Annotated in this window: 19 protein-coding genes and 3 pseudogenes; 8 read left to right on the top strand and 14 right to left on the bottom strand. The window is 39.0% G+C overall.

What is annotated here, in order from left to right; genetic code table 11:
* Window positions 1-96 precede the first annotated feature (96 nt).
* Window positions 97-567: a Fe-S cluster assembly transcriptional regulator IscR gene (gene iscR / locus ELZ61_RS03700; RefSeq protein ID WP_103853939.1), complete on the bottom strand. Its 471-nt coding sequence runs from the start codon at window positions 565-567 to the stop codon at window positions 97-99.
* Window positions 568-625: 58 nt separating this feature from the next.
* Window positions 626-1360, bottom strand: coding sequence for a tRNA (cytosine(32)/uridine(32)-2'-O)-methyltransferase TrmJ (trmJ, locus tag ELZ61_RS03695; protein WP_126371533.1), 735 nt, complete (start codon window positions 1358-1360; stop codon window positions 626-628).
* Window positions 1361-1532: 172 nt separating this feature from the next.
* Here trmJ and suhB point away from each other — a divergent pair, with 172 nt between their 5' ends.
* A complete protein-coding gene (gene suhB / locus ELZ61_RS03690) occupies window positions 1533-2339 on the top strand; it encodes an inositol-1-monophosphatase (RefSeq protein ID WP_126371531.1) in 807 nt (268 codons plus the stop codon).
* A 144-nt stretch (window positions 2340-2483) separates the two neighbouring features.
* Here the strand turns inward: suhB and sodA are convergent, their stop codons facing one another.
* A complete protein-coding gene (gene sodA / locus ELZ61_RS03685) occupies window positions 2484-3110 on the bottom strand; it encodes a superoxide dismutase [Mn] (RefSeq protein ID WP_103853942.1) in 627 nt (208 codons plus the stop codon).
* Window positions 3111-3287: 177 nt separating this feature from the next.
* Here sodA and ELZ61_RS03680 point away from each other — a divergent pair.
* Window positions 3288-3815 (top strand): annotated as a pseudogene (locus ELZ61_RS03680) (IS1595 family transposase).
* Between the two features lie 78 nt (window positions 3816-3893).
* Here ELZ61_RS03680 and ELZ61_RS03675 read toward each other — a convergent pair.
* From ELZ61_RS03675 to ELZ61_RS03650, 6 genes are all read right to left on the bottom strand, one after another.
* Window positions 3894-5222, bottom strand: coding sequence for a TRAP transporter large permease (locus tag ELZ61_RS03675; protein WP_126371529.1), 1329 nt, complete (start codon window positions 5220-5222; stop codon window positions 3894-3896).
* 8 nt (window positions 5223-5230) lie between these two features.
* Window positions 5231-5758: a TRAP transporter small permease subunit gene (locus tag ELZ61_RS03670; protein ID WP_126371527.1), complete on the bottom strand. Its 528-nt coding sequence runs from the start codon at window positions 5756-5758 to the stop codon at window positions 5231-5233.
* A gap of 63 nt (window positions 5759-5821) precedes the next feature.
* Complete coding sequence (locus tag ELZ61_RS03665; RefSeq protein ID WP_126371525.1) at window positions 5822-6829, bottom strand: TRAP transporter substrate-binding protein; 1008 nt, start codon at window positions 6827-6829, stop codon at window positions 5822-5824.
* Window positions 6830-6868: 39 nt separating this feature from the next.
* Entirely contained in the window at window positions 6869-8017 is a 1149-nt protein-coding gene (gene dgoD / locus ELZ61_RS03660; RefSeq protein ID WP_126371523.1) for a galactonate dehydratase, read from the bottom strand.
* A 9-nt stretch (window positions 8018-8026) separates the two neighbouring features.
* Window positions 8027-8650 carry a 2-dehydro-3-deoxy-6-phosphogalactonate aldolase gene (locus tag ELZ61_RS03655; protein ID WP_126371522.1) on the bottom strand — a complete coding sequence of 208 codons (624 nt, stop codon included), beginning with the start codon at window positions 8648-8650 and terminating at the stop codon, window positions 8027-8029.
* On the bottom strand, window positions 8647-9591 hold the full coding sequence (locus ELZ61_RS03650) for a 2-dehydro-3-deoxygalactonokinase (RefSeq protein ID WP_126371520.1): 945 nt from the start codon (window positions 9589-9591) through the stop codon (window positions 8647-8649). Before ELZ61_RS03650 ends, ELZ61_RS03655 begins: the two co-directional genes overlap by 4 nt.
* A 109-nt stretch (window positions 9592-9700) precedes the next feature.
* Here ELZ61_RS03650 and ELZ61_RS03645 point away from each other — a divergent pair, with 109 nt between their 5' ends.
* Complete coding sequence (locus tag ELZ61_RS03645) at window positions 9701-10420, top strand: FadR/GntR family transcriptional regulator (RefSeq protein ID WP_126371518.1); 720 nt, start codon at window positions 9701-9703, stop codon at window positions 10418-10420.
* Window positions 10421-10500: 80 nt separating this feature from the next.
* Here ELZ61_RS03645 and ELZ61_RS03640 read toward each other — a convergent pair whose 3' ends face one another.
* A complete protein-coding gene (locus tag ELZ61_RS03640; RefSeq protein ID WP_126371516.1) occupies window positions 10501-11703 on the bottom strand; it encodes an aspartate aminotransferase family protein in 1203 nt (400 codons plus the stop codon).
* A 402-nt stretch (window positions 11704-12105) separates the two neighbouring features.
* Here ELZ61_RS03640 and ELZ61_RS03635 point away from each other — a divergent pair, with 402 nt between their 5' ends.
* Window positions 12106-12759 carry an IS1595 family transposase gene (locus ELZ61_RS03635; protein ID WP_126371513.1) on the top strand — a complete coding sequence of 218 codons (654 nt, stop codon included), beginning with the start codon at window positions 12106-12108 and terminating at the stop codon, window positions 12757-12759.
* A gap of 334 nt (window positions 12760-13093) precedes the next feature.
* The gene (locus tag ELZ61_RS03630; protein WP_241969721.1) at window positions 13094-13333 is read left to right on the top strand and encodes a hypothetical protein; all 240 of its coding nucleotides are present in this window, start codon (window positions 13094-13096) and stop codon (window positions 13331-13333) included.
* 148 nt (window positions 13334-13481) lie between these two features.
* Here the strand turns inward: ELZ61_RS03630 and mglC are convergent, their stop codons facing one another.
* The 4 genes and pseudogenes from mglC to ELZ61_RS03610 form a co-directional block, all read right to left on the bottom strand.
* A complete protein-coding gene (mglC, locus tag ELZ61_RS03625) occupies window positions 13482-14492 on the bottom strand; it encodes a galactose/methyl galactoside ABC transporter permease MglC (protein WP_126371511.1) in 1011 nt (336 codons plus the stop codon).
* A gap of 18 nt (window positions 14493-14510) precedes the next feature.
* Window positions 14511-16036, bottom strand: a pseudogene (gene mglA / locus ELZ61_RS03620) (galactose/methyl galactoside ABC transporter ATP-binding protein MglA).
* 49 nt (window positions 16037-16085) lie between these two features.
* Window positions 16086-17078, bottom strand: a complete 993-nt coding sequence (gene mglB, locus ELZ61_RS03615; protein WP_126371509.1) for a galactose/glucose ABC transporter substrate-binding protein MglB — start codon at window positions 17076-17078, stop codon at window positions 16086-16088.
* 204 nt (window positions 17079-17282) lie between these two features.
* Window positions 17283-18285: pseudogene (locus ELZ61_RS03610) on the bottom strand (substrate-binding domain-containing protein).
* A 220-nt stretch (window positions 18286-18505) separates the two neighbouring features.
* On the opposite strand from ELZ61_RS03610, the gene galT reads away from it, so the two are divergent.
* The 3 genes from galT (at window position 18506) to galM (ending at window position 21793) form a co-directional block, all read left to right on the top strand.
* Window positions 18506-19549, top strand: a complete 1044-nt coding sequence (gene galT, locus ELZ61_RS03605; RefSeq protein WP_126371507.1) for a galactose-1-phosphate uridylyltransferase — start codon at window positions 18506-18508, stop codon at window positions 19547-19549.
* Between the two features lie 64 nt (window positions 19550-19613).
* Window positions 19614-20771, top strand: coding sequence for a galactokinase (gene galK / locus ELZ61_RS03600; protein WP_126371505.1), 1158 nt, complete (start codon window positions 19614-19616; stop codon window positions 20769-20771).
* On the top strand, window positions 20765-21793 hold the full coding sequence (gene galM / locus ELZ61_RS03595; RefSeq protein WP_126371504.1) for a galactose-1-epimerase: 1029 nt from the start codon (window positions 20765-20767) through the stop codon (window positions 21791-21793). Before galK ends, galM begins: the two co-directional genes overlap by 7 nt.
* The last annotated feature ends 127 nt before the right edge of the window (window positions 21794-21920 follow it).

Genomic DNA, 21920 nt, shown 5'->3' with positions numbered 1-21920 from the left:
TATTTTGCACCGCACTTTATTTATTAAAGCTAAGGGCTTCACTTTATTAAAGCTAAGAGCTTTATTTTTAAGGTAAAAGATTTTGATGATAAAACACTAAGCGCTTTCGTTTAGCATCACTAAATTGTCAAAATCTTTATGATGACGGTGCTGAGGCTTTTCCTGATGATGTTTTTCCACCAGTTCCGCCAAAGTAATTTCATTTAAAAAATTTTCAATTCGCTGGCTGAGTTCGTCCCATAACGAATGGGTTAAACATTGCTGCCCGCCTTTGCAATCCCCTTGTCCTAAGCAACGGGTTACGGTGATATTTTCATTCACCGCAGCGATGATCATTCCAATGGAAATTTTATCGCTTGGCTGCCCAAGCTGATACCCCCCACCGGGGCCACGCACACTTTTCACCAAACCGTGGCGGCGTAATTTTGCGAATAATTGTTCTAAATAAGAAAGGGAAATATGCTGTCTTTCTGAAATATCAGCCAAGCTAACAGGGCCATTTTCAGTATTTAATGCAATATCTAAAATCGCAGTTACAGCATAACGACCTTTTGACGTTAATTTCATCTTCTACTTCCTTCTAGCAATTAGGCGGCTATCTTACATAACCTTCTAAATTAGTCAACTATTCCCTATTGAAATTTCCGCTTTTTTCCACCGCACTTAACATTCCGCGTAGGATATTTAATTCATTTTTTTCCACTTCAGCACGCAGATATAAACGTCTTAATTTTTGCATAACCCCTTGATTTTGAATAAAACCTAGCTGTTGATAAAGGCGTTCCGTATGGGCAAAAAAGTATTCTAATTCCTGCGCCGTTGGATAGGTGCTTTCTATTGATGAAAGTGATAAATCCACATCTTGTTTATTTTCTTCCAACCACGCCATTCGTAATTCATAGCATATTAATTGCACTGCCATTGCTAAATTCAGCGAAGAATAATCAGGATTGGCAGGAATGGTTAAATGATAACGACATTTCAGCAATTCTTCATTGGTTAGCCCAATACGTTCGCGCCCGAACACGATGGCAACTTTATGGTGCTTTGCAAAGACGACCGCTTTTTCCGCACAAGCTCGAGGTTCAAGTAAGGTGTTTTGCAAATGACGCAGGCGAGCGCTTGTGCCAATAACAAATTCACAATTTGCCACAGCTTGATCAAAGGTTGGCACGATAACCGCGTTCTTCACCACATCATCAGCCCCCGCCGCTAACGCAATGGCTTGCTCATCAACAGCTTGTTTTGGCGCAACGAGATAAAGCTGGCTTAATCCCATTGTTTTCATTGCACGCGCCGCTGATCCAATATTGCCGCTATGAGAGGTTTCTACAAGCACAATGCGAATATTTTCTAACATTTTGATTCTGCATTATCTGACTACAAATTGTGGTCATTCTAGCACAATACCCACAAAGTGCGGTCAGAAATAGGAAAATTTTTCACGCCCAACAGGGTTTTTCTCGCTTTTTGCTTAAAAAATCACTATAATCCTTACCCCTAAATGATGTTCTTTAAAATTTGGTGGAAATATGAATCCAATGTTAAATATCGCTATTCGTGCGGCACGAAAAGCGGGCAATATTATTGCTAAAGGTTATGAACGCCGTGATGATATTCAAGCGGTGGCAAAAAGCGCGAATGATTTTGTTACCAATATTGATAAAGCGTCTGAGGCAGCTATTATTGATGTGATCCAAAAAGCCTATCCTGACCATACCATTATTACTGAAGAGAGTGGCGCGTTAGAAGGTAAAGAAAGCGATGTGCAATGGGTGATTGATCCACTAGATGGCACGACAAATTTCATCAAAGGATTACCGCACTTTTCGGTTTCTATCGCGGTTCGCGTGAAAGGCAGAACCGAAGTTGGCGTGGTTTATGATCCTATCCGTAATGAACTCTTCACCGCTGTGCGTGGACAAGGCGCAAAAATCAACGAACTACGTCTGCGTGCAGAAAACACCAAACGTGAATTGCAAGGCGCAATCTTAGCTACCGGTTTCCCATTCAAAAAAATGTCGGCAATGCCAACGCAATTTGCAATGATGAGCAATCTTGTCAATGAAGGAAAAGTGGCTGACTTCCGTCGTACTGGCTCAGCTGCGTTAGATATGTGCTATGTAGCCGCTAACCGTGTTGATGGCTATTTTGAAATGGGCGTGAAAGCTTGGGACATTGCAGCAGGTGATCTTATCGCCCGCGAAGCTGGTTGTTTAGTCACAGATTTTGAAGGCGGACACAGCTATTTAACATCAGGCAACGTGGTCGCCGCCCCTGCACGTTTAGTAAAAGAAATCTTAAACCAAATTCAGCCTTGTTTAAGCGTTGCTCGCTAAACAACGCATTTTTAATCTAAACCTCTTAAATTAGCTAAATCGGAAAATAGGCGAGTGAATAACTTGCCTATTTTTTTTAGAAGAAAGATAAAAAAATCCCCTCATCAAAGAGGGGATAAGATGAAATTCATTTTGAATGATGAATTAGATGTTCACTTTTTTCTCAAAACGCTCTGCTGCGTAATCCCAGTTTACTACGTTCCAGAATTCTTTAATGTAGTCTGGACGGCGGTTTTGGAATTTTAAGTAGTATGCGTGTTCCCAAACATCTAAACCGAAAATAGGGTAGCCTTCGCAACCTGCGATTTCTTTACCCATTAATGGGCTGTCTTGGTTTGCAGTGGAAACTACTTCTAATTTACCGTTGTTTAACACTAACCACGCCCAGCCAGAACCGAAACGGGTTGCCGCAGCTTTTTCAAATTCTGCTTGGAATGCTTCCACAGAACCGAAATCACGGATAATGGCGTCTTTTAACGCGCCTTGTAAGGTAGTGCCTTTTTTCAAGCTTTTCCAGAACAAGCTATGATTAACGTGGCCGCCGGCATTGTTGCGTAAACCTGTGCGTTTATCTGCTGGCACTTCTGCTAATTTGGTGATTAACTCACCCGGGCAAAGCTCAGCAAATTGCGGTAACGTTTCTAAAATGGCGTTAGCGTTGTTCACATAAGCTTGGTGATGCTTGCTGTAGTGAATTTCCATTGTTTGCGCATCAAAATGCGGTTCTAACGCATCATAAGCGTAACCTAATTCTGGTAATGTATAAGCCATAATTTTTTCCTTCTGAATAAAATGTTGGAGTTAAAATTCTGTGTGATTCTAGCAAAAAACTTGATTAAGATCATTAAAAGTTTAAGAGCTATCCTAGATAATGACTAAAAATTCTATTTAGCTTAGAATGAGCCAATGAGAAAAAGTTGTCTAAGTTAGCGCAAACAAAATAAACTCATTGAATTATTTGTTGCAGGTATTACTGTAAAGGCTCCTGCAGAATTGAGCAATATAAACAAAATAACTGCGGCATATTACTTTCATCGTTTACATCTGCTTATCTATCAAAGCAGCCTTTATTTAGATATATTTAAAGCTGAAATTGAAGCTGATAAAAGTTATTTTGGTGGAGGCAGCAGAGGTAAATGTGGCTAAAATTGGGGGGTAGGCTTCTTAAGCGTAATGGCAAGATTTACACCGTTGCGATTCCAAATACTCAATCTACCACCTTATTACCAATTATTCAGGAATTAGTAAAGCCTAGTAGTATTGTTTATATGGATACTTATCGTAGTTATGATGTGCTTGATACGAGTAAATTTAGTTATTTTCGCCTCTTTGGAGCCAAGCAAAACGCCATTTACGCAAATTTGATTGTATCCCCATTGAACTTTATTTAAAGGAATGTGAATAACGCTTTAATCACAATAACATGAAACTGAAATTTACATTTAAAAACAATTAGTTAAAGAGAGAACGGTCTAGTTATCCAGGGCTACTCCTAAAATAAAGCGAGATATATTATTTCGCTATTATTCTAAGAGTAGTAGGCTAATTTATATATTAACGAATCAAAAAGAGCGTAATATCAGGAAATAAAATTAGTAAAGCGAGTAATACAAGCTGAATTGCAATAAAAGGTAAAACTGATTTAAAAATATCAACTAATTCAACACCTTTTGGGGCTACACTATGCAAATAGAAAGCGGCTGGGCCAAATGGAGGGGATAAAAAAGATACTTGCATATTAACACAGAATAAAACCCCAAACCATATTGGATCATAACCAAGATTTTGCACAATAGGTACAAAAATAGGCATTGTTAACATTGCAATACCAATCCAATCCAGAAATAAACCTAAAATGAAAAGGATTGCCATCATAATTAAAATAATTCCCAAAGGTGGTAATCCAGAACTAATTAACATTGATTCAACAAATCGATTCCCTCCAACTAAATTGTAAATCCCCACAAGAATATAGGCACCAATACCAATCCACATAATCATACCGCAAGTTTGCATTGTTGTATAAGAAGCCTCTTTTACTACATTAAAGTTAAGCTCTTTTCGATAGAATGCCACACATAGTACAGCAATAACCCCAACTGCTGCCGCTTCTGTTACGGAGGCTATTCCTCCATAAATACTTCCTAAAACAAGTAATGCAATCATTGCTGGCAGAGCAATATTAATTCTAGCTCTTTTTCTTTCTTCTGGTGATATAGGAGCATTTCTTTCATCTTCAGGAATATCAGGTAACAGTCCTGGATTTAATTTTCCTCGAATTACAATATAGACTATATACATAGTAGCAAGTAAAAATGCAGGAATAAAACTAGCCGTAAAAAGATCACCGATAGAAACTGAAGCAACTAATCCATAAATAATTAGAACAATACTAGGGGGAACCATTGTTCCTAGGGCTCCGGAAGCTACTACAGTTCCAATCGCAAGCTTCTTGTCATACCCTAGTCTTAACATTTGTGGTAATGCTAGTAAGCCCAATAAAACAGTTTCGCCTCCAATGATTCCTGACATTGTCGCTAAGAAAACACCTATCAATACTGTTTGTAATGCTACCCCAGTTCTAAATTTTCTTGTTGTAAGCCACATTGCGTTATACAGATCTTTTGCTATTCCCGTTTTATCCAATAATGATGCCATTAATACAAACATTGGGACTGCCAATAACGAATAGCTAGTCATAAAACCATATACTCTATTTACTACAATTGGTAATACATCTGGTGAAAACCAACCTACTGCAAGCAGAGTAGCAATAAGACCAGTCAAAAATGCAAGAGGAACACCCGTGACCAATAAAAAACACATTGCTAAAAATATAATTAATGTGACAATATCAATTCCTAGTCCACTAAATCCAAACATAGCTCCTCCTATTTTTTAGAAATTATGATAGATGATTTTATTCTTACGAAAACCTGAATAAAGAAAATAACTGATAAAATAAAAATTGAAACCTTTAATAATGAAGGAATAGGAGGATTCCAAGCAGACCCTGAGCGCTCTAATATAATCTCTCCCCCTGGGGAAACTACAGAACTTTTTGCAATAAAATAACTTGAATATACTAATAAACCTAAGAACAATAACGTTATAAGATTACTAAATAGTTCTAAATATTTACGAGCTTTAATAGAAACACGATCTAATAAAATAGGAACTCTAATATGTTTATTTCTACCATAAGAAAATAATCCAGCATAAACCATTAAAAATCCTGCTATAGCAATGCTTGCTTCATGAACCCAGGATGTTGGAGAATTAAATATATATCTAGCTACAATTTCATAAAAAGAAATTAATACTATCAATAAATATCCCCAAGATAGTTTTTTTCCTATTTTCTCTATGATAGAATCAATAAAGGAAACTTCTGTAATCTGAGTACTATTTTTATTCATATTATTACTCCTAATATTTCTCTAAAGTCAGGCTATAGCTGTATAGCCTGACTTTTCTAAAAGTTATTCAACCATACCTTTATCTTTCAAATATTTCATTACTACATTATAATATTTTTCAGACATAGATGATTTCTTTGCCCAGTCTGGCCACATTTGTGTTGCTACATTTCTTACTTTAGCAACTTCATCTGGTGACCAAGTAATAATAGTAATATCTGCTTTTTTATTTTTTATTGCATCTTCATCCAGTTTTTGATGCATAGCTAAAAAACCTGTAGCATATTGCTGACTTGCCTTAGATAATACATCTTTCAGATCTTGAGGTAATTTGTCATAAATTTGTTTATTAAGAGTCACTTGATTAACAGGCATAGAGTGCCAGCCTGGATGAATTGGATACTTCGCGATATCATTCATTCCACTATCTTGATTTCTCGCAAAAATTGAATAATCTGATGCATCAATAACGCCTTTTTCAAGAGATGTATATACTTCTGAACCAGGTAAATTTACTGGAGACGCTCCCAAATTCTTAAATAATGCTTGCACAAGCCCCTCAGGAGCGCGAACTTTAACACCTTTCAATTCTTGTATATTATGAATTGGCTTTTTAGATACTAGAGACTCTCCCCCAACTGTACTTACAGCTAACAGTTGAACCCCATATTTATTTAGCAATTCATTAGCAACTTCAAATCCTCCACCGTTATACATAAAATCAATAAGATCTTTAGGATTATTCCAAGCGCCAATTAAATTGCCATATAAAGCGAACGCAGGATCTTTACCAGAAAAATAAGATGGATCTGTAAAATCACCTTGAAGGATATTCATGCTTATAGAATCTAATGTTTGGTTATGCTCAACTACTGAGCCTGCTCCAAGTACATTAATGTGAATACGGCCATCTGATAATTTTTCAACATCTTTTGCCCATTGTTGTTGATATTTGAAAGCATCATCTCCTGGTTGATCTGAGGATTGAAAATTCCAATTATATTCTGCAGCAAAAATACTGGAAGATAATGCGAATAATGATAAAGCTAACGTTTTCTTGAATAATTTCATTTTATAATTCCTCTTATTAAACTCCTTATCGATCCTTTATTACCACTCAGCAAAAGAACCATCCTTATTTCTCCAAATAGGATTGCGCCAACGAACATCTTTACTATTCTGTTCTTGCATAAAAGACTCATCAATATTTATGCCTAGCCCATCACCTTTTAATAACTCACAATAGCCCTCTTTAAATTCAAAAACCTCCTTATTTGTCATATAATCTAAAACATCATTATCTTGGTTATAATGAATCCCAATACTTTGTTCCTGAATAACAGCATTTAGACATACACTATCAATTTGTAGTGATGCTGATAATGCGATAGGCCCTAAAGGGCAATGAGGAGCAATAGCTACATCGTAAGCCTCAGCCATCGTTGCTATTTTTCTTAATTCGGAAATACCACCGCAATGAGAAACATCTGGTTGTAAAATATCAATCCCACCTCTTTGTAATAAATGTTTAAATTCCCATCTAGAAAACATTCTTTCCCCAGTTGCAATAGGAATTGCGCCATATCTAGCTATTTCATGAATCACTTCAAAATGTTCGGCTAATACAGGCTCTTCAACAAACATCGGATTGAAAACAGCAAGCTCTTTTAACAATATTTTTGCCATTGCTTTATGCACTCGACCATGAAAATCAATCCCTATACCGAAATCTTTTCCTACCGCATCTCTGATTGCTTGTACTCGCTCTAAAACAGCATCAACTTTCGAATAATCATCAATAAAATGAAGCTCTTCAGTACCATTCATCTTAATAGCTGTAAAACCAGCGTCTCTCCGTTCTTTAGCCATTCGTGCAACATCATCAGGTCTATCTCCACCAATCCAGGAATACATTCTCACTCGGTCTCGGCACTTCCCTCCTAATAATTGGTAAACTGGAACACCTAAATCTTTTCCTTTAATATCCCAAAGAGCTTGATCTATCCCTGCTAAAGCGCTCATCATGATCGGTCCACCGCGATAGAATGAAGAACGATAAAGAACATTCCAATGATCTTCTATATCTCTAGGATCCTTTCCAAGTAAATATTCCATCAATTCATCAATACAAGCATGAACTGTATGGGTTCGACCTTCTAAACAGGGTTCTCCCCACCCAACAATACCTTCATCAGTAACTATTTTTAAGAATCCCCAACGTGGTGGCACAATATATGTCTGATAACCAATAATTTTCATATATTTTCCTTATTCTCTAATTTCTTGCCAAATCTCTTGGAATCTGCTCGCATTTTCTTTAAAAGAATCAAATAACATACCTTCAGAATACAAAGAATTCCCAAGTCCAAATCCTTTAGCCCCAATAGATATATATCTACTCATCTGCTCTTTATTCGCTTTAATTCCTCCGACAGGAAAACATTCAATCTCTTTAGGCAATACACTTAAAAGAGCTTTAAATCCATTTTCTCCTAGTAATTCTGCAGGAAATATTTTTAGCAGCTTAGCTCCAGAATTAATTGCTAAGAAGGCTTCTGAAGGAGTCATAACACCTACAAAAATTAAACAATCAAATTTATTTGCTAATTTAATTACTTCTGGATTCACATTAGGTGTAACAATAAACCTAACACCTAATTTTATAACTTTATTTAATTGTTCTACATTTGTTACTGTTCCTGCTCCTATGCAGCATTTACCGTCAAATTTTTTATATAACAGTTCGATTGTTTCAAATGCATTTGGACTATTTAAAGGAACTTCTATATAATAAAAACCAACGTCTATTAAATATTGTACAAATTTTTCCGCATCATGCGTACTAATTCCCCTCAAGATCGCAACTAACGGACAATGTTTCAGAGTAGTCATGATAAATCCCCCATAACCCGTTCAGAAATGAACCTAATACCATTAAGAAAACAAGCCTCTCCATCTATAAAATAATTTTTATAACCCAAATGAGATAATGCTTTACAATAATACTTAGAAATATTTTCTCCACCCACAACATAAATATTCTTTATTCTACTCATCTCTCTAATCTCATTACCTATGATTATTCCAGATAAATAACTTTTAATCTGTTCTCTTTTTAAACTTGAATTTAAAACACTTGTTCTAGCAGAAAATAAGCAGTTAGATAGTGGCCTAGATGAAAAAGAAATTTCAACACCTTTTATAAAGCTATCATCGCAATCTATTCTATTAGATATATCTTTTGCTAAGATGCTATACTCACCTAAAATAGAAAATAATTCGCCACTCATCATCGTATAAAAGTCAATAACCTTTCTATCTTTAATATAGACATGTTTACTATGAGTTCCTGGTAAAATAACTGAAAACTCATCATCATTAATCAAATTACAAAGCCCAAGCAACTGAGTTTCTTCTCCTCTCATAACATCATATAAAGAAAACTTATTAGTGATAGATAATCCTGGTACAATAAAAGCTGGAGTTCCTGAGAATAGAGAAAACTTATATATAAAATTAGGCAAATTATCTAAAAAAACTGGTGATTCAGCATAAGGAACTTCATGCCATCCCTTATTCGAACCAACCATACCAGACATAGCAATAAAATTTTTATCTTGCAATAAGAAACGATTACTCTCAAAAAGCTGTTCAACTTTTTTCTCAAAACCAGAAGAATCAAAAGATGCGATACCACAATTACTGTTTTCTAACAATGTAACCTGATTATGATTAACATGGTAAGCTCTAAAATTTGTTGTACCCCAATCAATAGCAATCATACCCCCTCCAAAATCTTGTGTGACAAGATAATAATAGATAAAAATAGTCATTTCCGTGATACAAGTCACAATTCAAGAAAAAATTTTAGTAAAAAGGCATGTTTTTTAGTTTTTAAAGCTTGTAGAATAAGAGAAAAGATAAGCTAGTAAGACAAGAAAAATGAAAAAATCAGATATTATAATGCATCATATTATGTCCGAAATTCTTGAGGGAAAATATTCAGAAGGAGAGTTACTTCCCGGAGAAATAGAGCTATCACAGCAATTTAATTCATCAAGAACATCAATCAGAGCTGCACTTCAGACAATTGCGAATAAAAAAGTTATCTCTATTCTCCCTAAAAAGGGCAGTATTATCAATAATATAAATCAATGGAATTGGTTAGATGAGGAAATTCTAGCTTTCTTTTCCCAGAATGAAATCAGTAAAAATCTATTGCTACATTTGCTAAGTACAAGATTAATTTTTGAACCTAGTATTTGTTCTATGTCAGCCTTAACATCCACAGCAGAAGATCTTGCAAAAATAGAAAACGCTTATTTATTAATGAAAAATAGCATTATAGAAAACGATAGAGCGCTTTTTATCAAGGGGGATAATTTGTTCCATCAATCAATTATGCAATCTTGTAGAAACCCATTTTTATCATCGTTAGACTCGTTACTATCAACAGCAATGTCAATATCATATGAAAACACATTAGAAATCAACCTGAAAGAATCTGAACAAGCTATTGAGTTACATGGAAAGTTATTAGAAAGTATAAGGAAAAGAGAAAGTTATACAGCACACAATATATCAAGAACAATTATAATTCATGCGATAAAAAAAGTTCTTCCTTCTCAAGACGTTGATAAATTAGCAAATAATATATTTTAACTAATATGTACAAGAATAAACTTGATCTCTAATCTATTCATTGTTCCAGTAAGGCTCTTATCCCAGAGCCTATTTTTTACCTAAACCATTTCTCTTAAAGTTTTTTCCAAGCGCAGAAACCCTTCTTGCAATTCTTCATCGCTAATATTCAACGCGGGGGCAAAGCGCAAAACATCAGGGCCTGCAACTAAAATCATTAGTCCATTTTTAGCCGCACTTTTCACAAATTCGCTGGCTTTTCCTTGATAATTCGCATTTAGCTCTGCGCCAATCAACAAGCCTTCACCACGAATTTCGCTAAATAAATTCAACGCTTGATTTAGCTCAGCCAATTTCTGCATAAATAATTCAGAAGTGCGGTGGATTTTTTCCAAGAATTTTTCATCAGAAAGCACGTCCACCACCTTTGAGGCCACAGCACAAGCAAGGGGATTGCCGCCAAAAGTTGTACCGTGTACGCCAACAGAAAAACTTTTCGCAATCTCATTGGTAGTGAGCATTGCGCCAATTGGAAAGCCGTTGCCCAAGGCTTTGGCAGAAGTCAGAATATCAGGCACAACGCCATATTTCATATAAGCATAAAGATAACCCGTACGCGACAAGCCTGTTTGCACTTCATCAAAAATCAACGAAGCATTGTTTTCATCACAAAGCTGACGTAAACCCTGTAAGAATGCCGGATCAGCAGGTTTTACACCACTTTCGCCTTGAATCGGCTCAACAATCACTGCGCAGGTATGGTCATCAATCACGGCTTTTACCGCTTCAAGATCGTTAAAAGGAACGTGGATAATATCCGCAGGTTTCGGCCCAAAGCCATCAGAATATTTCGCTTGCCCACCTACGCTCACCGTGAATAATGTACGCCCGTGAAAACTTTGCTTAAAGGCAATAATTTTGCTTTTCTGCGTGCCAAAATGATCTACTGCATAACGCCTAGCCAATTTCAACGCAGCCTCGTTAGCTTCCGCGCCAGAATTAACAAACATCACCCGATCCGCAAAGGTTTTCTGCACCAATTTTGTGGCTAATTGCAAGGTTGGCTCACTGGTAAACCAGTTGCTAGAATGCCACAGCGTTTCCCCTTGCTCTTTCAGCACCGCCACAATCTCATCAGGGCAATGCCCCAACGCATTCACCGCAATACCGCTTGTGAAATCAATATATTCTCGCCCTTGCTGATCCCAAACTCTGCTCCCCTTCCCTTTCACAGGAATAAACTCTGCGGGCGCATAATTTTGTATCATCACTTCATCAAAGGTTTGTCTGTTATAAGCACTCATTTGCGATCCTTAAATTTCCAAAAGTGAAGATAGCATAGTTTAAAATGAATAATTAATCAATTATTTTGAATATAAAATCAATAAAGCCATTAATTCAGAACTATCTCACTTAACAATCAAGAATGCTACAAATAATAAAAGAAAGACTTTATCCTTTCTTCAATATTTCACAAACTTCAATATTTAAACTAACAAACTCTTCCCATATTGAGATCAACAAGCAAAGCACTGATACGTTGAGCTAACTGATTGGTTCTACTACTTTTTGTCATAACTTAAAAATCGGTTTGGTTATTGATTGAAAGCTATTGTAAATAAGTTTTAAGTAAGACTTACGTCAGGTTGTGTCGAGCTAAAAATTTTGGGGCTGTAGTAGATTAGCAACAATGCTATACTACAAAAATGAAGATAACATATTGTAAATTAAAGAAATCTATACAGAAAAAACTGCTGGAGTTTTTTATCGCAGAAGTTACTGCAAGAACGGCAGCAAATTTGCTAGATATTCAACCTAATACAGCCGCTTTGTTCTACCATAAAATCAGGCTTGTGATTGACTATCATTTATCCCTTGAAGTTAACGAGATTTTTGAGGGGGAAATTGAACTAGACGAAAGCTATTTTGGTGGTCATCGAAAGGGAAAACGAGGACGAGGAGCGGCTGGAAAAGTTGCTGTTTTTGGGTTACTAAAACGACAAGGAAAGGTATTTACTGTTGTGGTTGAAAACACCAAGAGTGAAACATTACTCCCTGTTATTAAAAGAAAAATCAAGCCTGATAGCTGGGTTTATACGGACACTTATCGCAGTTATGATGCGCTTGATGTGAGTGAATTTCACCACGAACGAATCAATCATTCCGAGCTATTTGCGGTGAAACAAAATCATATTAATGGCATTGAAAATTTTTGGAATCAGGCGAAGCGGATACTGCGAAAATATAATGGAATTAACCGAAAAAACTTTCCTTTATTCTTGAAGGAATGTGAATTTCGGTTTAACTTTGGGACACCAAAAGAGCAGTTAAAAATATTGCGAAAATGGTGTGAAATTTAGGGCTAATCTACTACAGCCCCTTAAATTTAGGTTGCGAATAATAGCACAAAACCGCGACATTACTAGGCAATTTCGCGTAATTAGTTGTAAATTTTATGTAAAGTAAACACTCCCTAACTATTGGAAAAATGATTCTTATAACCTATTGCTCTTTTTGACAATTTGTTTATAACAATAAACAATTAAATTCACCGAAACAGCCATTCTTATCCAAGAACACATTGAGATAAATAGAAAATTTTTCACTCGCAAATATAGCAAGATAAATCATTGCCTACGCTAAGCACTCAAATAGAGTGAAATTGTAACGTAGCATTAATTAAGGATTTGTACGATGAACAGCGCATTAATGCAACATTGCCCGAAATGCCGAAAGGCGATCACAACGACAATGTTAGCTTGCCCTAACTGTGGGTTTTCCTTAGATAAAAATCATTTAGCCCAATTCCGCCAACAATGGCACAACCGTTATTTGCAAAACCAAGAAATCAATAGAAAAAGCAATAGGTTACATTTAATCTGGCTCGCTATTTTTACGATTGTTATCGCTGTAAGTTGGTTAGTGAATGGCTAATAACATAAGGGAAGGATTATTTCTTTATGATTATTGTTGGAAATGGTGAACGGGCTGACCTATGTGTCAGCCCGTTTGATATAGCGTTATCTTAGTTAAGGTAGGAAATATTAAGTGCGGTAATTTTTTTGCGAATTTTTCACCGCACTTATTTTTTCTTCGCGTATTTGAGCGAGTCAATGGCAACAGCGAAGATGATAATGCTACCTTTGATGATGTATTGCCAGTAAGGGTTTACGCCGATGTAGGTTAAGCCGTAATTGATCACGGTGAAGATAAGCACCCCTGTGATAACGCCGATCACTGTTCCCACACCGCCTGCGAAGGAAACGCCCCCTACCACGCAAGCGGCAATGGCATCAAGTTCGTACATAAAACCAAGGTTGTTGGTGGCACTGCCGATGCGTCCTGCTTCGAGCATACCGCCGAAAGCGTAAAATACCCCTGCAATCATATAGATAACAACAAGGTTGCGAGTTACGTTTACCCCTGAAACACGCGCCGCTTCTGGGTTGCCACCAATGGCAAAGATGTTTTTGCCGAAGCGGGTTTTATTCCATAAGATCCATACAAATAGCGAGCAAATTGCGGCATAAATGGTGATGTAGGAAAGTTTAAAGCTACCTAAGCGGAAAAAGCCTTGCGCAAAGGTGGAGAATTGTTCGTTAAAGCCTGCAATTGGTGATGATCCCACGGCGTCATAGTAAAGGGAGTTAATTCCGTACACGATAATCATCGTTCCCATTGTGGCAATAAATGGCGTTACATTAAGGTAGGCAATCACTACGCCGTTGACTAATCCAATTACTGCGCCAATGGCACAAACAATAAGAATAACCACAGGAATTGGGATTTCGGCAAGATCAGGGAACACACGGTTCATATTATCCATTGCTTGCAAAAGTGTCGCAGAAATTACCGCGGCAAGCCCCACTTGACGCCCTGCGGATAAATCCGTGCCTTGGGTTACCAGCAAGCCTGCCACGCCAAGGGCGATGATTAAACGCACGGAAGATTGGGTAAGAATATTACTAAAATTTCTTAAACTTAAAAAGCTGGAATCTTGCATAATGATAATGCCAAGAAGCACCAACAGCACAAAGTAAATAGCGTTTTGTTTGAGGAAATCTAGCGATTTATTTTGTTTTAAAGCTGACATAATTCATTTCCTTCTAAATTAGAGATATTTCGCTGCAAGTTGCAGAATTTCTTCTTGCGAAGTTTTTGCGGTTTCAACAATGCCCGCCACTTTTCCGTTACTCATTACTAAAATTCGGTCAGTTACGCCTAACAGTTCTGGCATTTCAGAAGAAATCATAATAATGCCTTTCCCCCTTTGTTGGCGAGTTCCATAATTAGTTGGTAAATTTCAAATTTCGCCCCAATATCAATGCCGCGTGTTGGTTCATCAAGCATTAATATTTCAGGCTGAGTGAGCAACCAGCGCCCGATAACCACTTTTTGCTGGTTTCCGCCCGAAAGCGATCCGATGGTGGTTTTGTGCGATGGCGTTTTCACATTCATTGCATCGATCACCCACTGGGTGTCGCTTTTCATCTTCTCACCACTTAGCAAACCTAGCCGCCCTAAATAAGATTTAATATTTGAAATCAATGAGTTAAATTCAATATTTAGGTTAGCATAAATCCCTGTGGAACGGCGTTCTTCCGTGACCAAGGCAAAACCGTTATTAATGGCTTCAAGTGCGGTGCGATTTTTCATTGTTTTTCCGTGCAATTTAATTTCGCCCGTTTTACGTTCACGCACGCCAAAAATGGTTTCCACAATGTCCGTGCGTTTTGCTCCAACAAGCCCTGCGATGCCGAGAATTTCCCCTTTACGAAGCTGGAAGCTGACATCTTGAATAGAAGGTTGGTTCAGTGCCGTTAGGTGTTCCACTTCTAAAATGACTTCTTGTGGTGTGTTGGTTTTTTCAGGGAAACGTTGCGTAAGTTCACGCCCTACCATCATTGCCACAATTTCGTCCATCGTGCTGCCTTTGACTGGCACGGTGTTGATCCATTTGCCATCGCGTAAAATGGTAATTTCATCGCAAATTTTGAAAATTTCGTCCATTTTGTGCGAAATATAAATAATTCCACAACCGCGTTCTTTGAGCTTTTCGATGATCTTAAATAAATGCTCCACTTCTTTTTCAGATAGCGATGAAGTGGGTTCGTCCATAATCACAATTTTTGCGTTATAAGAAAAAGCCTTTGCAATTTCAATCATTTGCATTTGTGAAACAGAGAGATTTGCCACTTTTTCTTTAGGATCAACATCAATATCCAATTCATCAAAAATGGCTTTGGTATCACGATACATTTTGCCGTGATCGACAAAAATCCCTTTCAGTGGATAGCGTCCAAGCCAAAGGTTATCCATTACATTACGCTGACGTACCAAATTGAGTTCTTGGTGAACCATTGAAATGCCATTTTCGAGCGCTTCTTTTGAGGTTTTAAAATTAACAGGTTGATTTAAAAAGAGAATTTCCCCTTCATCTTTGGCGTAAATGCCGAATAAGCATTTCAGTAAGGTGGATTTGCCCGCACCGTTTTCTCCCATTAACGCGTGAACAGAATGAGAACGAACGGTGAGATTTGCCCGATCTAGGGCTTTAACACCGGGGAAAGTTTTGCTTACGTTCGTCATTGTAAGCAGCACTTCTTGGTGGTTTGGCGTTTGTGTTTGTACTGTCATATCCAACCTCATACAAAAGGGGAGCAATGCTCCCCTAGCAATAGCACAATTATTTTAAGAATTCATTTAAGTTATCCGCGTCCACACCAACATAAGGAATACGCACAACTTTGCTTTCTAATTTCCATTGTGTGCCTTCTGTGGCTGGTTTTTCATTCGCCAGATTATTAGCTAATTGCACCACGGCTTTACCTTGGTTTACACCGTCATTTAACACAGTCCCTGTGATTTCGCCTTTCTTGATAAGCTGTAACACTTCAGGCAAGGCGTCCACACCAAAGATAGGCAGTTTTTTACCGTGTGCTTTCGTGGCTTCCAATGCCCCCATTGCCATTCCGTCATTGTTAGAAATAATCACTTCAATGTTGTTCGCTTTAGAGCTGGATAACCACGCGTCCATTTTATCTTTGGCTAATGCTGCGTCCCACATTCCGGTGTCGATAAAGAGTTGTTCCGTTTCAATGCCGTTTTTATTTAATTCTTCAATCACATATTTAGTACGCGCTTCCGCATCTGGGTGTCCCGGCTCACCTTTTAATAAAACATATTGGATCTTACCGTCTTTGTTTAAGTCAAAAGCTGGATTGGCTTTCCAGTGCTTGGTGATAAGCTGCCCTTGGATCACGCCAGATTCTTTCGGGTCAGTTCCCACATAATAAGCTTGTTCATAACTATTAATCGCTTTTGCACCGGGATCTTTATTAAAGAACACCACAGGAATATCTTCAGATTTTGCTTTGCCAATAATGGTTGGCGCTGCCGCGGGATCTACAAGGTTAATAGCAAGCGCTTTCACCCCTTTAGAGATCAACACATCAACTTGGTCATTTTGTACCGATTGGGCGTTTTGTGAGTCGTTCATTAATAATTCGACATCTTTAAGTGTTTTCGCTTCTTTATCAATTTCTTGACGCATTAAAGACATAAAATTATCGTCATATTTGTAAATAGTTACACCAATGCGGTTCACCGCTTGTGCTGTTGTTGCAGCAAGACCTAAGCCCACAGCAAGTGCGGTGGTTTTTAATACAGTTTTTTTCATAGATAGCTCCTTAAATGGATTAAACGATCACGAAGATGTTGTACATACTGCTAAATTTATTTCATACAGCACAAGGATTTGTTGTGAAATAAATTCAATAACGGCACAGAGCATAACGAAAAACAGCCTATAAGACTGTGATCCCTCTCACATTAATGGAAACGATTACAAAAAAATATTTAAAAATGTGACGATGATCATAAATTAATCGCAGGGTTCTGTGGAAAATCGTCTGACTAGGGTGGGGTTAAATTGGGTGTGAATCGGCGTATTAATGCGGTTATCCACCAAACTTAACGCTAAATTTGCCGCATAAGTTGCCATTAAATCAATGGGATAGCGAATGGTGGTGAGCTTCGGAATCAGATAACGAGCAATGGGCATATCATCAAAGCCGATAATGGAAAATTGTTTCGGCACGTTGATATTGTTTTCATTCAGCACCGAAATTGCGCCTGCCGCCATTGTGTCGTTATAAGCCACCACGGCGGTCAAATCAGAATTGTAGCTCAACAAATGGATCATCGCCTGCTCGCCCCCTTCAAAATCAGGCGAAACTGTGCGCAATACGATGTTCCGCCATTGGCAAATTGTGCTGCGCAAGAGCATTCAAATAGCCTTGAATGCGTTCCGCCTCATCACTGATTTGGTGATTTGAGCCTATATAGCCAATTTGCTTATGCCCAAGGCGGATTAAATTTTCCGTAGCAATAAACGTCCCTTTGGTGTTATCTAGGCTTACGCAACGATTTTCATAGCCTTGTACCACGCGATTAATCACCACCATTCCCGCAATGCGGCTTAAATATTGGCTAAGTTCTTCATCACTCAAGGCTTTGGTGTGAACCACCAAACAGCTACAACGCTTGCGTAGCAAGGTTTCAATGGCATTACGTTCCTTTTCCGCATTATGATAACCAATGCCGATCAAAATGCTTTTGTTGTGCTGTTCCGCCACTTTATCCACTGCTTTCACTAAAATCGCAAAGAAAGGATCGGTAACGTCCGTGACCACCACGCCAATGGTGTCAGTGTTTTGCAAGGCAAGGGCTTGCGCATTAGCATTCGGGTGATAGCCCAATTCCTGCACCGCTTTTTGCACTGCAAGGCGTGCCTTTTCACTGGCGGAAGAATGATTATTCAACACGCGCGAAACTGTTGCCACGGAAACGCCCGCTTGTTTTGCTACATCACGAATGGTAATCATCTTCTCCCCTAAAAACTCTGCAAATTTACACCGCACTTATCATATAAAGAATTTTCTGTGATTGAAAACGCTTACTTTAAAAAATGAAAACTACATCACAAAAAAATCACACTTTTTTTCTTAATTTGTGATCTAGTTAATAGTTTATTTTTGGCAATCTGCTATTTTATAGCAGTTTATTTTTGTAACCGCTTTCATATTTTCACTTAAGGAGAACATTATGTCTGAACAATTTGTTGCGGCAGATCATCCACACCGCCGCTATAATCCGCTTATCGATCGCTGGGTATTGGTTTCTCCCCATCGAGCAAAACGTCCATGGCAAGGTCAGCAAGAAAAAAATGAAGAAAAGCAAAAACCGAGCTATGATCCAAGCTGTTACCTTTGCCCAAACAATAAGCGCATTACAGGCGAACAAAACCCAGATTACCGCAAACCCTTTGTGTTTAAAAATGATTTTTCCGCCTTGTTAGAACAAACGCCAGCCCCCGCGCCGAGTGATGATCCCCTTTTCCAAACTGCCGCTGCTGAAGGGGAAAGCCGCGTGATTTGCTTTTCACCGGATCACAGCAAAACCTTACCATTACTCACGGTGGAAGAAATTGTTGATGTGATTGACGTATGGCAAGCTCAGCTTAACGAGCTAGGGCAGCGTTATCCTTGGGTACAAATCTTTGAAAATAAAGGTGCGGCAATGGGCTGTTCCAATCCGCACCCGCACGGACAAATCTGGGCAAACAGTTTTCTGCCGAATGAAGTAGCGCAAGAGGATTTAGCCCAACAACGTTACTTTGAAAAACACGGTTCAGTGCTATTGGTGGATTATGTGCAACGTGAATTAGCGCGGAAAGAACGCATTGTGGTGGAAACCAAACACTGGGTTGCCCTTGTACCTTATTGGGCTGTATGGCCTTTTGAAACCTTATTACTGCCAAAAGTTCATATTAAAAATTTCGCCCAGCTCAGCCCTGAACAACAGCAAGATTTGGCGCTTGCCTTGAAGTTGCTCACCACCAAATATGACAACCTGTTTGAAACCTCTTTCCCCTATTCAATGGGCTTTCATTTTGCCCCATTTAATGGCAAAGAAAATGATCATTGGCAGCTACACGCGCATTTTTATCCCCCATTATTACGCTCCGCCACGGTGCGAAAATTTATGGTGGGCTATGAAATGCTAGGCGAAAGCCAGCGCGATCTCACCGCAGAACAAGCGGCAGAACGATTGCGTGCCTTAAGCGATATTCATTACAAACTACGCTAGGATCTGTTGATAACTCAAATGCACAATGAATTATCGACAGCCACTAAATCGAAGGAGACAACTGATGAACCCACAACAACGAGCAGAACAATTATTTTCCGAAAAATTCCACCGCACTTTTGATCTGCGTGTTTATGCTCCTGGGCGTGTCAATATTATCGGCGAGCATACGGATTACAATGACGGCTTTGTAATGCCTTGCGCGATTAATTACGGTACAGCAGTATGTGGCGCAAAGCGTGATGATAGCCTTTTCCGTGTTTATGCCGCCGATCTTGATGAATTTGACGAATTTGATCTTGCTAAACCCATTGAGCCTAATCCCACCCACAAATGGACGGGCTATGTACGTGGCGTGGTGAAATTTATTCAAGCGCAATGCCCTGACTTCAAACAAGGCGCGGATTTAGTGATTAGTGGTAACGTCCCACTTTCTGCGGGGTTAAGTTCTTCTGCTTCGCTTGAAGTGGCGGTGGGGAAATTTTGCCAACAGCTCGCACAACTTCCACTCAGCGATACCCAGCTGGCGTTAATCGGGCAGCAAGCAGAAAACAAATTTGTGGGCGCGAATTGCGGTAATATGGATCAGCTTATTTCCGCCCTTGGACAAAAAGATCATTTATTGATGATCGATTGCCGCAGCCTTGAAACTCAGCCAACCCCTGTTCCTAATGATGTGGCAGTGATGATTGTCAATTCGCACGTTAAACACGATTTAGTGGCTGGTGAATACAACACACGCCGCGCGCAATGTGAACAAGCCGCAGAATTTTTTGGCGTGAACGCCTTGCGTGATGTGTCCGTAGAACAATTCGAAAAAATGGAGGAAAAACTCACCGCACTTGATCCTATCGTGGCCAAACGCGCCAGACACGTTGTTAGCGAAAACGCTCGCGTGCTTGCCGCGGTGGAAGCCTTAAAACAAGGCGATCTCACAAAACTTGGGCAATTAATGGCACAATCCCACGATTCAATGCGCGATGATTTCGAGATCACCGTGCCACAAATTGATTACTTGGTGGAATTAGCCCAACTTGCCGTGGGTAACACGGGCGGCGCAAGAATGACAGGCGGCGGCTTTGGTGGTTGTATCGTGGTGGTTGCGCCGTTGGATAAGGTGGACGCCGTGCGTAACATCATCGCAGAAAACTATGAAAAACAAACAGGATTAAAAGAAGATTTCTATGTTTGCACCGCCTCACAAGGGGTCGCCGTATGTTAAGACAATCTCACACAGGGCTTGCGCCAGACGGCAAGCCCTTCAACCTATTTACCCTAACCAATCAACAAGGAATGCGCATTCAATTAATGGATTGGGGCGCAACTTGGCTTTCTTGCCAAGTGCCTGTCGATGGCGGCTTACAAGAAGTGCTATTGGGCGCGCAAGTGCCTGATTACCTAAAACAACAAGCCTATTTAGGTGTAACCGTGGGGCGTTATGCCAACCGTATTGCCAACAGCCGTTTTCGTTTAAATGGCAGAACGGTTTACCTTAACGCCAATCAAGGCAAACACCAACTTCACGGCGGCGAAGGCTTTGATAAACGCCGTTGGCAAGTGGAAAAGTGCGGTGATAATTTTGTCCAATTTTCCCTATTCTCGCCAAATGGCGATCAAGGTTTTGTCGGCAATGTGCAAGTAAAAACCACTTATCGCTTAACGGAGCAAAATAGCGTTCGCATTGAATTTGAAGCCCTAACCGATGAAGACACACCGCTTAATCTCACCAATCACGCCTATTTTAATTTAGATAATGCAAGCCAAGGCACGGACGTTCGCGGGCATTTTCTGCAACTGAATGCGGACTATTTTTTACCAGTGAACGAACAAGGCATTCCGAATGCTCCACTCAAAGCGGTGCAAGGCTCAAGTTTTGATTTCCGCCAAGAAAAAACGCTCGCACAAGATTTCTTACAACAAGAACAGCAGCTCACCAAAGGCTATGATCACGCCTTTTTACTCAATGGCACACAACCTTGCGCGGTACTGACTTCTAGCAATCGCCAGCTTTCCCTTGCCCTTTCCACCTCACAACCAACATTGCAAATTTACACAGGGAATTATCTGGCTGGTACGCCAAATCGCCTAGGCCATACTTACCAAGATTATCAAGGCATCGCCCTTGAACCAGAATGCCTGCCTGACACCCCAAATCACCCAGAATGGCAAAAATACGGCGGCATTGGTAAGAAAAATCGGCCTTATAAACAATGGATTGAGTATCAGTTTGGGGTAAACAATTAAATGGTTTTGATTGGAGTATAGCATTACACATTAATAGTTCTTGTAAAGAACCACTATCTTGAGTAAAATCTTCAGCAACACACTCGCCAGGCCTCTTATCATTGTATATACAATGATATTGCACAAA

The sequence above is a fragment of the Avibacterium volantium genome, from assembly GCF_900635775.1.
In the GTDB taxonomy this organism is placed as follows: domain Bacteria; phylum Pseudomonadota; class Gammaproteobacteria; order Enterobacterales; family Pasteurellaceae; genus Avibacterium; species Avibacterium volantium.
This window is presented reverse-complemented; position numbering and strand designations above follow the sequence as displayed.